The 12,389-nt window shown below is 70.2% G+C and carries 16 protein-coding genes and 1 pseudogene; 9 read left to right on the forward strand and 8 right to left on the reverse strand.

All coding sequences use genetic code 11. The features are described 5' to 3' along the window. Positions 1-43: 43 nt before the first annotated feature. Positions 44-682 carry a hypothetical protein gene (locus LRS04_RS01460; protein WP_257814822.1) on the reverse strand — a complete coding sequence of 213 codons (639 nt, stop codon included), beginning with the start codon at positions 680-682 and terminating at the stop codon, positions 44-46. A gap of 308 nt (positions 683-990) precedes the next feature. On the opposite strand from LRS04_RS01460, the pseudogene LRS04_RS27450 reads away from it, so the two are divergent. The 3 genes and pseudogenes from LRS04_RS27450 to LRS04_RS01470 all read left to right on the forward strand — a co-directional run. Next, a pseudogene (locus LRS04_RS27450) lies at positions 991-1,590 on the forward strand (SUMF1/EgtB/PvdO family nonheme iron enzyme); the annotation flags it as partial. Between the two features lie 149 nt (positions 1,591-1,739). Beyond that, positions 1,740-1,868: an SUMF1/EgtB/PvdO family nonheme iron enzyme gene (locus LRS04_RS27455; RefSeq protein ID WP_374577069.1), complete on the forward strand. Its 129-nt coding sequence runs from the start codon at positions 1,740-1,742 to the stop codon at positions 1,866-1,868. Between the two features lie 234 nt (positions 1,869-2,102). Then, on the forward strand, positions 2,103-2,963 hold the full coding sequence (locus tag LRS04_RS01470) for a hypothetical protein (RefSeq protein ID WP_257814824.1): 861 nt from the start codon (positions 2,103-2,105) through the stop codon (positions 2,961-2,963). 2 nt (positions 2,964-2,965) lie between these two features. Here LRS04_RS01470 and LRS04_RS01475 read toward each other — a convergent pair whose 3' ends face one another. After that, positions 2,966-3,091, reverse strand: a complete 126-nt coding sequence (locus LRS04_RS01475) for a hypothetical protein (RefSeq protein WP_257814825.1) — start codon at positions 3,089-3,091, stop codon at positions 2,966-2,968. A 336-nt stretch (positions 3,092-3,427) separates the two neighbouring features. Between LRS04_RS01475 and LRS04_RS01480 the strand changes: the two genes are divergently transcribed. Together LRS04_RS01480 and LRS04_RS01485 are read left to right on the forward strand one after the other, a co-directional pair. Then, a complete protein-coding gene (locus tag LRS04_RS01480; protein WP_257814826.1) occupies positions 3,428-4,960 on the forward strand; it encodes an arylsulfatase in 1,533 nt (510 codons plus the stop codon). A gap of 64 nt (positions 4,961-5,024) precedes the next feature. Beyond that, complete coding sequence (locus LRS04_RS01485) at positions 5,025-5,642, forward strand: YidH family protein (protein WP_257814827.1); 618 nt, start codon at positions 5,025-5,027, stop codon at positions 5,640-5,642. Positions 5,643-5,645: 3 nt separating this feature from the next. Here LRS04_RS01485 and LRS04_RS01490 read toward each other — a convergent pair whose 3' ends face one another. From LRS04_RS01490 to LRS04_RS01505, 4 genes are all read right to left on the reverse strand, one after another. Next, positions 5,646-6,629: a BamA/TamA family outer membrane protein gene (locus LRS04_RS01490; protein ID WP_257814828.1), complete on the reverse strand. Its 984-nt coding sequence runs from the start codon at positions 6,627-6,629 to the stop codon at positions 5,646-5,648. 244 nt (positions 6,630-6,873) lie between these two features. Next, positions 6,874-7,041: a hypothetical protein gene (locus tag LRS04_RS01495; RefSeq protein ID WP_257814829.1), complete on the reverse strand. Its 168-nt coding sequence runs from the start codon at positions 7,039-7,041 to the stop codon at positions 6,874-6,876. Positions 7,042-7,200: 159 nt separating this feature from the next. Continuing rightward, positions 7,201-7,416 (reverse strand): lysozyme inhibitor LprI family protein, encoded by a 216-nt coding sequence (locus LRS04_RS01500; RefSeq protein WP_257818907.1) that lies wholly within the window; start codon positions 7,414-7,416, stop codon positions 7,201-7,203. Continuing rightward, positions 7,361-8,068 (reverse strand): hypothetical protein, encoded by a 708-nt coding sequence (locus LRS04_RS01505; protein ID WP_257819259.1) that lies wholly within the window; start codon positions 8,066-8,068, stop codon positions 7,361-7,363. The genes LRS04_RS01500 and LRS04_RS01505 overlap by 56 nt, the downstream gene beginning before the upstream one ends. 333 nt (positions 8,069-8,401) lie before the next feature. Here LRS04_RS01505 and LRS04_RS01510 point away from each other — a divergent pair, with 333 nt between their 5' ends. After that, positions 8,402-8,782 carry a helix-turn-helix domain-containing protein gene (locus LRS04_RS01510; protein ID WP_257814830.1) on the forward strand — a complete coding sequence of 127 codons (381 nt, stop codon included), beginning with the start codon at positions 8,402-8,404 and terminating at the stop codon, positions 8,780-8,782. Positions 8,783-8,786: 4 nt separating this feature from the next. Here LRS04_RS01510 and LRS04_RS01515 read toward each other — a convergent pair whose 3' ends face one another. Together LRS04_RS01515 and LRS04_RS01520 are read right to left on the reverse strand one after the other, a co-directional pair. After that, complete coding sequence (locus LRS04_RS01515; RefSeq protein ID WP_257814831.1) at positions 8,787-9,134, reverse strand: TlpA disulfide reductase family protein; 348 nt, start codon at positions 9,132-9,134, stop codon at positions 8,787-8,789. A gap of 46 nt (positions 9,135-9,180) precedes the next feature. After that, complete coding sequence (locus LRS04_RS01520; protein WP_257814832.1) at positions 9,181-9,405, reverse strand: hypothetical protein; 225 nt, start codon at positions 9,403-9,405, stop codon at positions 9,181-9,183. On the opposite strand from LRS04_RS01520, the gene argH reads away from it, so the two are divergent. Genes argH through lysA form a run of 3 tightly spaced genes read left to right on the forward strand, consistent with a single transcriptional unit; the run spans position 9,406 to position 12,388 of the window. After that, complete coding sequence (gene argH / locus LRS04_RS01525; protein WP_257814833.1) at positions 9,406-10,815, forward strand: argininosuccinate lyase; 1,410 nt, start codon at positions 9,406-9,408, stop codon at positions 10,813-10,815. After that, a complete protein-coding gene (locus LRS04_RS01530) occupies positions 10,812-11,123 on the forward strand; it encodes a hypothetical protein (protein WP_257814834.1) in 312 nt (103 codons plus the stop codon). The genes argH and LRS04_RS01530 overlap by 4 nt, the downstream gene beginning before the upstream one ends. Further along, complete coding sequence (lysA, locus tag LRS04_RS01535) at positions 11,120-12,388, forward strand: diaminopimelate decarboxylase (protein ID WP_257814835.1); 1,269 nt, start codon at positions 11,120-11,122, stop codon at positions 12,386-12,388. The genes LRS04_RS01530 and lysA overlap by 4 nt, the downstream gene beginning before the upstream one ends. Position 12,389: the final 1 nt, after the last annotated feature.

Genomic DNA, 12,389 nt, shown 5'->3' on the forward strand with positions numbered 1-12,389 from the left:
CCTCGGGATCTGAGTTCGCAACGGGCGGCCTGCGCACCGGCCGTCAGAGGCTGAGCGTCTGCAGCGGCAGGCTGACGAGCCGCAGGAGGCCCAGCACCATCGTCACGCCGGCCACGGCGATCAGCCCGATCCTGGCGGCCGGTATCTGGAACACCTGGCCGATGCCGCCGAAGAACATGGCCAGCGCCAGGATGGCCGCCGCCTGCTGGAAGGCGTCGGAGATGTTGTTGGCGCCCTGGCCGCTGTCGAAGGTGTCGTTGGCCAGCCGGTCGAGCCGCGCGGTCTCCCGGCGTCCGGGACGCTCGTAGGCCGGGTGGCTGAACGGCGTGGGCGCGGCGGAGGGGTTGGCGAGCGGCCGCTCGGCCAGCCAGGCGTTGAAGGCGGGCTTCAGGCCGCTGGGAAAGCGGGCGCGGTAGAAGTCGGCGAGCGGCGCCTCGTCCTGGGCCTCGGCGTCGAGCCAGTGGCCGAACATCTCCGCCTCGATGGAGGTCAGGGCGTCCCCCTCCAGCGCCGCGCGCGTGGCGTCGATGCGGTAGGCGTTGGCGCGGCTGTAGCTGGCCGCCTGTTCCCCGTCCCACAGGCCCGCCTGGTAGTTGGCCCAGGCCGACGCCAGCGCCGCCACGGACAGGACGATCGCGCTGGCGATCTCCGCCCAGCCTGAGGTGTCGAACTTCCGAGCCATGGGCATCTCCTTCGCGCCGCATCCGACCAGCGTCCGGGCCTCCGGCGCATCCGGCCCGCGCCGGAGCCGACGTCAGGTCCTGACCGGATGCCCGCGGCGTTCGGAACGTGGGCTGATGGAAGGGCTCGGCCGGCGGTCGCCGCGGCCGGGTCCGGGGTCCCCGGGTCTGCGCCCTCCCCAGCCGGACCCGCGGGCCCCTCCGCCAATCAGGGAGGCCGCCTGCCCGCGGCGTCGCCATGCTGACCATCAGCGAGCCGCCGCGTCCCGTTCACCGCGGCATGGTCTGGCTGGAGGGCGGGACCTTCCGCATGGGCTCCGACGATCACTATCCGGAGGAGGCGCCGGCCCGGCCGGTCCGCGTCGACGGCTTCCTCATCGACACCCATCCCGTGACCAACCGCGAGTTCGCCCGTTTCGTCGAAGCGACCGGCTGGACGACCTTCGCCGAGATCGCGCCGGACCCGGTCCAGTATCCCGGCGCGCTGCCCGAGATGCTGCACCCCGCCTCGCTGGTGTTCATGCCGACCGAGGGGCCCGTGCCGCTGAACGACATCACCCACTGGTGGCGCTACACGCCCGGCGCGAACTGGCGGCAACCGCTCGGACCGGGTTCGGGCCTCGCGGGCCTGGGCGACCACCCGGTGGTGCACGTGGCCTGGCCCGACGTGGAGGCCTACGCCCGCTGGGCCGGCAAAGACCTGCCCACGGAGGCGGAGTGGGAGTTCGCCGCACGCGGCGGCCTGGACGGGGCCGAGTATGCCTGGGGCGACGAGCTGAACCCGCGCGGCCGGGTGATGGCCAACACCTGGCTGGGCGACTTCCCCTACCGCAGCACGAAGCCCGGCCGGGCCTTCCGCACCTCCCGGGTCGGCGTGCACCCGGCCAACGGCTACGGCCTCCACGACATGATCGGCAACGTCTGGGAGTGGACGAAGGACTGGTGGGGCGCGCATCCGCCGGCCGCCTCCCCCCTGCGTGCGCGCCGCGCAATCCGCTCGGGGGCGCGGCCGAGGACAGCTACGACCCCTGCCAACCGGAGATCCACATCCCGCGCAAGGTGCTCAAAGGCGGCTCGCACCTCTGCGCGCCGAGCTACTGCCGCCGCTACCGGCCGGCGGCGCGCCACGCCCAGCCGGTGGACACCTCGACCTCACATGTGGGCTTCCGCTGCGTGGTGCGCCCCTAGGGCTTCCTCGGGATTCGGGCCGATAGCCGGGCCCCCGCGCCTGCGGTCTGATGGGGCATTCCATCCGCGGCCGGCCCAGCCGCGGACGGAACCACGGAGCGCGCAAGCGTTCTCCCCGTGGCGCCTCCCCGCGCGCACCTGCCAGGCGCGCGGGGATTTTGCCGGGCGCTCCAGGGTTCGGGGTGCGGGTTTCGCCCGATGCCGCGCATCCGCGGCGGATCCCATTCTGGCGCGATGGAAGCGCTCCAGGCCCTGATCCCCGCGGTGCTCACCGTAAGTCTGGCCCTGCTGATCGTCGCCGTCGGCCTGGATGCGGAGCTCGACGAACTGACGTCGGCGTTCCGCCAGCCCGGACGGCTGGTCCGGGCGGTGCTGGCGGTGAACGTTGCGGTGCCGCTGGCCGCCGTGGCGGTGGTGCAGTTCCTGCCGCTGAGCCCGATCGCCAAGGCGGGCATCCTGCTGATGGCCGTCTCGCCGGTCCCGCCGCTCGTGCCCGGCAAGGGCATCAAGGTGGGCGCCTCGAAGGCGTCGGCCTACGGCGTCTATGCCGCCCTGATCCTGTTGGCGATCGTCATCGTCCCGGTCACCGTCGTCCTCCTGGGCCGCGCATACGGTGTGGACGTGGTGCTGCCGCCGGCGGTCGTCGCGAGGAACGTGGCCCTGACGGTGCTGGCGCCGCTGGTGCTCGGGCTGGCGGTCCGGCGGCTCGCCCCAAGGTTTGCGGCCCAGGCTGTCGCGCCTTTGCGGATCGTCGGGGTGATCCTGGTGTTCGCGGCCTTCGTGCCGATGATGATCGGCGTCTGGCCAGTGATGATGGAACTGATCGGCAACGGCACGATCCTGGCCATGGCCCTGGTCAGCGCGGTCGCCCTCGCCGTCGGGCACCTCCTGGGCGGGCCGGCGCTGGAGGACCGCGCGGGCCTGGCCATGACCGCGGCCACCCGGCATCCGGGCATCGCCATGATGATCGTGTCGTTGAACCAGGCCGACAGGCGGATCGTGGCGGCGATCCTGGGATTCCTGCTGGTCGGGCTGGTCGTCGCGCTCCCCTATCAGCTCTGGCTGAAGCGCCAGACTCCGGCCGCTGCCACGTGAACTTAAAAGCCGAGCCGCCGCAGTCTCTCGAGCGCGGGCGTGATCTTGTCCCAGTAGGGCCGCGCGCATTCCCCGTGCCAGAGGCCGCTCTTGCCCAGGCGGCCGTCGGGATCCTCCGCAAAGTGCATCCGTGTGGAAGGCTCGTCCGTCTGAACGGGCCGTCCACAGCCGGGGCACCAGGGCCCCCTAGGATCGCCCCCCGGGACCGCATCGAACGCCATTGGTCTTCCTCGCCTGTCGCGCCCCCTGCGCTGTGGAACCGACGCTCCGGCGATTCGGTCGCATGCCGCACCCTTCGAGGGGCCCGCTTGGCGCCCAGATTGGGCTTTCGCGCCCTCACGCGTCCGGCGTCCGCACTCCCCGAACCGCGGGGCAATCCCTTAGGTTTTCTGGGGGGGTTCACCGGATCAAACTCGACCCACGGTCAAGCGAGGATCGGGCCTGCAACCGCAGGGAGCGTAACCATGCCCAAGGGCAAGCCGAACATCCTGGTCATCTGGGGTGACGACATCGGACAGTCGAACCTGAGCTGCTACACGCACGGCCTGATGGGCTACCGAACGCCCAACATCGACCGCCTCGCCAGGGAAGGAATGCTGTTCACCGACAGCTACGGCGAGCAGTCCTGCACGGCGGGCCGGTCCAGCTTCATTACCGGTCAAAGCGTCTATCGGACGGGGCTGTCGAAGGTGGGCCTGCCTGCGGCGCCGATCGGCATGAACGAGAAGTTGGTCACCATCGCCGCGCTCCTGAAAGAGCAGGGCTACGCCACCGGGCAGTTCGGGAAGAACCACTTGGGCGACCTGAACCACATGCTGCCGACCAACCACGGCTTCGACGAGTTCTTCGGCAACCTCTACCACCTGAACGCCGAGGAGGACCCGGAGCAGGAGAACTATCCGACCGACCCGAAATTCCGCGAGACCTTCGGCCCAAGGGGCGTGATCCACTCCTGGGCCACGGACACCGACGATTCCACCGAGCAGCCTCGCTGGGGGCGCGTCGGCAAGCAGAGGATCGAGGACACCGGTCCGCTGAACCGCAAGCGGATGGAGACCTGCGACGACGAGTTCGTGGCGGCCGCCGCCGACTTCATCAAGCGCGCCAACGCGGCCGGCACCCCGTGGTTCGTCTGGCTGAACACGACCCATATGCATTTCGTGACCCATACGAAGCCGGAGAGTCTGGGCCAGGCAGGTCGGTGGCAGTCGAACTACCACGACACGATGATCGACCATGACCGGAACGTCGGCCAGATCCTCGGCCTGCTGGACGAGCTCGGCATCGCCGACGACACCTTCGTCCAGTACTCGACCGACAACGGGCCCCACTGCAACTCCTGGCCGGACGCCGGCACCACGCCGTTCCGCAGCGAGAAGAACACCAACTGGGAGGGCGCCTTCCGCGTGCCCTTGCTGATCCGCTGGCCCGGCAAGGTGGAGGCCGGCTCGGTGGCCAACGGCATCGTCCAGCACCACGACTGGCTGCCCACCTTCCTCGAAATGGCCGGCGCCCCAGACGTGATCGGCAAGCTCAAGAGCGGCTACCAGGCCTGCGGCCGGACCTACAGGAACCACATCGACGGGTTCAGCCTGCTGGACTACGTGACCGGCAAGTCGAAGGAGAGCCCGCGCAACGCCTTCTTCTACTTCTCGGACGACGGCGACGTCCTCGGCGTGCGCTACGACAACTGGAAGGTCGTCTTCATGGAGCAGCGGGTCGAAGGAAGCCTGCAGCTCTGGGCGGAGCCGTTCGTCCGCCTGCGGGCGCCGAAGATCTTCAACCTCCGGACCGATCCCTACGAGTTCGCCGACACCACCTCGAACACCTACTGGGATTGGTACTTCAAGAACGGGTTCTTCATCATGGCCGCGCAGGCGATCGTGGCGAAGTTCGTCGAGACCTTCGAGGACTTCCCGCCGGTTCAGCATCCCAACAGCTTCACCATCGACGACGCCCTGGTGAAGATGGCCGACGCGACGGCCGGAGCGTCCTGACCTGAAGCCCGAGGCGCCGTCCCGCCCGGCGCCTCCATCCTCGCGCCCCAGAGGGACCTGGGCCATGTCGCAGACGTCGTCAAATCGGCCCGAGCGGCTTCCCGAGTTCGAGATTCCGCCGATCCCGAACATGAGCGGCAAGCCGGCGGACGAGGCCTCCACGGGCTTCTCTCGCTATCGAACCGAGCTCTCGCACCATCGGACCGTGCTTTCGGAGCATCGCACCGGCCTGTCGGAATACCGCACCGACCTCTCCGACCGGCGCACGGAACTGTCGATGCGCCGGACGGGCATGTCCTTCCAGCGCAGCCGGATGAGCGCCGACCGCACCCTGATGTCGGTGATCCGCACGTCCCTGTCGCTGATCGGCTTCGGCTTTACGATCTACCAGGCGTTCTCGAAGCTCCGGGAAGCCGAGGTCATCCGCCACGCTGCGGCTCCCCGCAACTTCGGTGTGATCCTGATCGCGCTCGGCATACTGATCCTGGCAGGCGGTCTGATTCAGCACCTCCGCTACACCCTCGACCTCCGCCACACGCGGGCGGCGATGGCCGGCGGGGGCCTGATCCACGGGAAGAGCCCCTTCCCGATCTCGGTGACCTTCGTGGTGGCGCTGGCCCTGCTGCTGCTTGGCGTCGCCGCCATCGCCAGCATCGTCTTCGGCCTGCCAGGGCTCGCCTAGCCGCTAGAACGCCTCGCCGATGGAGACGTAGAAGGCCTCGCTGTCCTTCCCCCAGGCGTAGTCCAGCCGGATGTTCACGCCGTACTCCTCCGACGCCTTGAACCGCAGGCCGACGCCGGCGGCCGGCAGCAGGTTGTCGGCGTTCATGTCGCCAAAGCCTGGTCCCACCTCGCCGACGCCCGCGAACACCGTCCCGCCGAACCGCCAGAACAGCGGCCGCCGGTACTCGGCCTGGACGGCGAACATCGCCTGGTCGCGGTACTGGCCGTTAACATAGCCGCGCAGGTCGCTCTGGCTGCCGAAATTGCAGAGGTCGTAGAACGGCGCGCCGGCGCCGACGGAGCAGACCGATCCCCGCCAGGCGAGCGTGGCGTCCCCGCCTAGCGCCCGATAGCCGTTCAGCGCGAACTCGGCGCGGTGGTAGTCGAAGTCGCCACCCAGGGCCTCGGCCGCCTGCAGCCACATGCCCGTGGCATAGAGGCCGCGCGTCGGCTGGTATTCGCTGTCGCGCGTATCGTACTCGCCGGCCAGGCCGAGGGCGGAGGTCCTGCTGCGAAGCTCGACGCCAGGGATCTCGAGGTCCTCGAACGGCAGCTCGTCCAGCTTCACCGTCGTCCGCATGTCGATGATCCGGTACTCGAGGCCGGCGTACATATGCGGCCGGACGCGGATCAGGGCCTCGGCAAGTCCACCGGCCGCCTTCTGCTCGATGGGGATCGAGCGGCCACGATCCCCTGCGCCCGGGCCGATGCCGTAGAAGTCGACGTTGAAGACTCCGCCTCCGCCACCCGCGGTGACCCGGAACCGATCGCGGTCGAGGTAGGCCTTCTGGCCGGCGAAGGCCGCCCAGCTCTTGCTGTCGGTGTAGAGGCCGCCGACGCCGGTGGTCCACGGCCGCTCCGATCCGCGAGGGGAGTAGAGCGCCAGTCCGGCCGCCGCCAAGCCGTTGCCGATCGCCGGGTCCGAGATCGGGATCGGCGCGACCACGAAGCTCGGGCGCAGCCCCCCCGCCCCCTGCCGCCCCGGACGCCGCCTCGGCCCCCGCCGCCAGCGGGGCGAGGACGGACGCGAGACCCGCGAGGATCGGAATCGACAGACGCATCAGGGGCTCTCCGGACCCCCGGATCGTCCGCCAACGGCGGAGCACGGCAATCAGGTGAAACCCCGCCGTGGCGACAGGGGCTTGGCCGCAGGGCGGGCCCTGTCGTCGTGAGGAGTCAGCCCCGGCGGATCAGGCGTCGTGCATCCGCACGGTGTGGGCCACGTGGAACGAGCCCGAGTGGCTGAGCACGATCCAGTCGCCGCAATGGGCGATCACCGGGCCTTCCGGGGTGCGCACCTGCACCGCCGAGGCCTCGGCCACCACCTGGGCGTCGTCGCCCAGCCAGCTCCACAGCATGCGCCAGCTCTTCGCGTCTTGCGGCGGCGGCACACGCAGGGCTGCGCCGTGGTCGAAGGGGGATGGAGCTGAACGACGCGCATGGGTCCTGACGAGGAGTGTCCGAACGGGGAAGGGCCAGTTCCGAACTGCTTCGGTCACCAAGACCTTAACCGGCTATCATTCACCGGTTCGCGCGTGCGCCTCGAGTTGTCCGATGCGCAGCTCGTAGGCGCGGGCCATGGCGTCCCGACCGGCGGCGGTCGCGCTCTGGGCCGTCCGCCACTCCGCCTGCTCGCGGTCGAGCTCCAGCGGATCCACGCCGGCGGCGATCGCGCGCTCATAGGCCTGCTTGAGCCGGCGGTCGGCGGCGCGCAGGTCCGGGTTGGCGCAGATCGCACGCGCCGCGGCGGTGGGCTCGCGCGCGCAAGGGTTGGCGACGCGGCGGACCGCCGGGCGATTCGCCGGGGGACGGGCGGCGGCCTTCTGGACACGGGCTGGCGCAGGCGCCGCGGCCTTGGTCGCGGGTGCGGGTGCGGGTGCGGGTGCGGGCGCGGACGCCACCTGGACCGTAGCCGCCGGCGGTGCGACGGCGGGCGGGGCCGCAGGGGGGCGCGGCCTCGGCGACCTGCACCGGCTCGGAGATGCCGGACGCCAGCCGGGTCAGGCGGCGAACCTCGGCGATCCGGGCAGGCGCGTCGACGCCGGCCGGCAGGGCGGCCTGAGCCAGTTCCACATGGCGGCCGTCGGCGTCGCCGAACCAGGGCGCGCCCGAGGCGACCGCCCCGGCGAAGGTGTCGAAGGCCACGCAGTAGTCGATGATCCGCGGGTCGCGCGCCAGCGCCTGCGCGCAGCTCCTGGAGAACGCCTCGAGGCCCTCCACGCCGAGATCGGCATAGGTCACCTGGAACTGCTCGTAGGCGCGGCGGACCTGGGCGGGGTCGGCCGACGCCGAGGCGGTCTGGATCAGGTCTGGGCGCGGGGTCCCGGCCTGGGCGACCTGGGCGGCGCTGACGCTGCGCGTGACTTCGCCTTCGTCGCCGGCCAACCACCAAGCCAACGTCCCGACGGCGGCGGCCGCGAAGACCCCGGCAAGCAAACCTGCTGGTCGGATCCGGCTCCGCGGAGCTTCCGGACGGTCCTCATCCAACTCAGGTTGATTCCCCATTCGCCCGGAACTCCCAAGGCGCAGCTCGGTTGCGGAATTCATCTTTCGGAGAACATCTCGGAGAACGGCGCTTTTCAAATTGGCAATCTGGGCCTTTACTCATTTTGAGCCGAGGCGCGCGACCGATCGCTCAAAAAGAGTCGCGAACCAACTGACCTCGGCGGGGCTCGGGAGGTTAGATTGGCAGATCCGTCCACAAAGGCGCCGGATCCGATGGACATCGCGCTCGGCGCCGCGGTTCGCATCCGCAGACGCACGATCGGATTGTCCCAGGAGGCGCTGGCCGAACAGTGCGGCGTGAGTTTCCAGCAGATCCAGAAGTACGAGAACGGCACCAACCGGATATCGTTCTCACGGCTCGTGCAGATCGCGCGCGCCTTGCAGTGCCGGGTCGTCGACCTGATGGATGTCCTCGACGCCCCGGACCGGGAAACGCCCGGCGACCTCGACATGCTCAGCCGCATGCGGACGCCCGGCGCGCTGGAGCTGCTGTCGGCCTACGAGCGATTGCCTCAGGAGGCGCGGAGCACCCTGGTCAGCTTCCTGCGCTCGATCGCGGCGGAAGCCGCCGACGCCCCGGCTCGGGTCGCCTGAGGCCTCAGTCGCCGGCGAGCACGCGGTCGATGACGGCCCGGGCGTCGGGGCCGGCCCAGTCCGCCTCGCCGGAGACCCGCGCCTTCTCGAGGCCGTCGGCGCCATAGATCACGGTGGTCGGCATGCCGGCGGCCGCAGGCTTGAGCGCGAAGGGCAGCTTCATTGAGCGGTCATGGTAGAACTTCAGCGGCGGATGCTTGCCGATGAACAGCTTCGCCTTTTCGGCCGAGTCCTCGCTGTCGATGCTGATGGTCACCACCTCGACAGGCTTGCCCGCATAGGCGGCCTGCAGGTTGGCTAGTGTTGGCATCTCGATGACGCAGGGACCGCACCAGGTCGCCCAGACGTTCATCACCACGACCTTGCCCTTGAAGTCCGCGAGCCGGACCTCCCCGCCCTCAGGAATCGTAGAAGACGTTGGTGGGCGCGGCGGTGGGTTCCTCGGGCACGACGAGCTTCGCCATCTCGCCCTTGGCCGCCGAAGCGAGCCCGCCCTGCTGCTGAGGTTTGAATGTCGACTGGGCGATGATGTAGAGAACCGCCGCGACGCCGATGAGGGCGGCGCCCCAGAGCGCCCCCTTCAGGATACCGCCTCTGGCCTTCGCCGCGGACTGATCGCTCATATGACTGACTCTTCCTCCGACACTCACAAGACGGGCCAAGCTATGTGGGGCGGCCGCTTCTCCGACAAGCCCGCCGAGCTGATGCAGGCGATCAACGTCTCCATCGGCTTCGACAAGCGGCTGGCGGCCCAGGACCTGGCCGGGTCCCGCGCGCACGCCGCGATGTTGCGCAAGGCCGGCGTCATTTCAAGCGAGGACGAGGCCGCGATCCAGGGCGGCCTCCAGACCATCGGTGACGAGATCGACGCCGGGACCTTCCAGTTCCGCGAGGAGTACGAGGACATCCACATGAATGTGGAGGCCCGGCTGCGCGAGCTGATCGGCCCGGCGGCCGGCCGTTTGCATACCGCCCGTTCACGGAACGACCAGGTGGCGCTCGATTTCCGGATGTGGGTGCGCGACGCCTGCGACCGCACGGGCGTCCAGATCCGTGCGCTGCAGGCCGCGCTGCTGGCCAAGGCCGAGCCGCACGCCGGCGCCATCATGCCGGGCTTCACCCACCTGCAGCCGGCCCAGCCGGTGACGTTCGGCCACCACCTGATGGCCTATGTGGAGATGTTCGGGCGCGACGCCTCGCGCTTCGCCGACGCCCGGGCGCGGATGAACGAGAGCCCGCTGGGCGCCGCGGCCCTGGCGGGGTCCCCCTTCCCCATCGACCGGCACATGACCGCCCAGGCGCTGGGCTTCGACCGGCCGACGGCCAATTCGCTGGATAGCGTCGCCGATCGAGACTTCGCCCTGGAAGCCCTCGCCGCGGCCACCATCTGCGCCACGCATCTCTCGCGGCTCGCGGAGGAGATCGTCATCTGGATGACGCCGCAGTTCGGCTTCATCCGCCTGTCGGACGCCTTCACCACCGGCTCCTCGATCATGCCGCAGAAGAAGAATCCCGACGCGGCCGAGCTGATCCGCGCCAAGGTCGGCCGGCTGCTGGGCTCGTTCACCCAGCTCGCCGTGGTCATGAAGGGCCTGCCGCTGACCTATTCGAAGGACATGCAGGAGGACAAGGTCCCGACCTTCGAGGCGTTCGACGCGCTTGAGCTCTCGCTGCGCGCCATGGCCGGCATGGTGGCCGACCTGGAGCCCAACACGGATCGGATGGCCGCGGCGGCCGGCGCGGGGTTCTCCACCGCCACGGACCTCGCCGACTGGCTGGTGCGGGAGCTGAACCTGCCGTTCCGCGACGCCCACCACGTGACCGGGGCGGCCGTGAAGCGCGCCGAGCAGCTGGGTGTCGACCTGCCGAACCTGCCGCTCGCCGAGCTTCAGGCTCTGGACCCGCGCATCACCGCGGGTGTTTATGAGGTGCTGACGCCGCAGGCTTCGGCGGCCAGCCGCAAGAGCTATGGCGGCACGGCTCCGGACCAGGTGCGCGCGCAGATTCAGCGTTGGAAGGAACTTCTGGGATGACCATCCGCACGCCTGCGCTGATCGCGCTTCTCGGGACCGCGGCCCTGCTGGCCGGTTGCGGCAAGATGGGCGCGCTCGAGCGGCCCGGCCCGCTCTACGGAAACGAGGGCTCCACGACCAAGCGCGCCGACGAGGCCGAGCGCCAGGCGCAGGACCCGAGCCGGCCGGTGAACACCATCGACCCGCGCGACCGCGTCTCCGATCCGGCGCCCGAACGGACCATCCCGATCCAGGGCCAGGCGCCGAACCCGATCGCGCCCGGGCCGCAGGGCGCGCTGCCGGACCCGTACGCCAACCCTCGCCGATGAATCACTTCGAGCTCCGCGGGGGCGAGCTCCACTGCGAGGACGTGAACCTGGCCCGCATCGCCGACGAGGTGGGCACGCCGGTCTATGTCTATTCCTCGGCGACCCTGGAGCGGCACTACACGGTGCTGCGCGACAGCCTGGTCGGGGCGGGCCTCAAGGACCCGCTGATCGCCTTTGCGGTGAAGGCCAACTCGAACGTGGCGGTCCTGCGCACGCTCGGCCGGCTCGGCGCCGGCGCCGACGTCGTCTCCGAGGGAGAGATCCGCCGGGCGCTGGCCGCCGGCATCCCGGGCGAGCGGATCGTCTTCTCGGGCGTCGGCAAGACGGAGGCGGAGATCGCCTTCGCGCTGGAAGTCGACGTGGCCGAAATCAACGTCGAGTCCGAACCCGAGCTTCACCTCGTGAACACGGTCGCCCAGCGGCTGGGCAAACGCGCCCGCGCCGCCATCCGGGTCAATCCGGACGTGGAGGCCGGCGGTCACGCCAAAATCGCCACCGGCAAGGCGGAGAACAAGTTCGGCGTCTCCTTCGCCGAGGCCGAGCGGCTCTACGCCAACGCCTCGAACATGGCCGGCGTGACCCCGGTGGGCGTCGCCTGCCACATCGGCAGCCAGATCACCGACCTGGCCCCCATGGAGGCCGCCTTCCGCAAGATGCGCGGCCTCGTCGAGCGCCTGCGCGCCGAGGGCCTTTCGGTGGAGCGGCTGGACCTCGGCGGCGGCCTGGGCGTCCCCTACTTCAACCAGCCCGAACCGCCCTCGCCCGCCGACTACGCCCAGATGATCGGCCGCGCCCTGCAGGGCCTCGACGTCCAGCTCGCCTTCGAGCCCGGCCGGATGATCGCCGCCAACGCCGGTGTCCTGCTGGCCCGGGTGCTCCACGTCAACCGCCGGCCCGAGGGCCGGAATTTCCTGGTGCTGGACGCGGCCATGAACGACCTGCTGCGACCGGCCATGTACGACGCCTATCACGACATCCGGCCGCTGCGCCCGCGCGACGGGGCGCCCGAGACCTATGACGTGGTCGGTCCGGTCTGTGAGACCGGCGACACCTTCACCCGCGACCGGCAGCTTCCCCCGCTGGAGGCCGGCGACCTCATCGCCTTCATGAGCGCCGGCGCCTACGGGGCGGCGATGTCCAGCGAGTACAACAGCCGCCTGCTGGCGCCGGAGGTGCTGGTGCGGGGGGCGGACTTTGCCGTGGTCCGTCCGCGGCCGACCTACCAGGACATGCTGGACCGCGAGCAGCCCGCGCCCTGGCTCTAGG

Origin of the sequence: Phenylobacterium sp. J367 (genome assembly GCF_024699985.1) — a bacterium.
Taxonomy (GTDB): domain Bacteria; phylum Pseudomonadota; class Alphaproteobacteria; order Caulobacterales; family Caulobacteraceae; genus Phenylobacterium.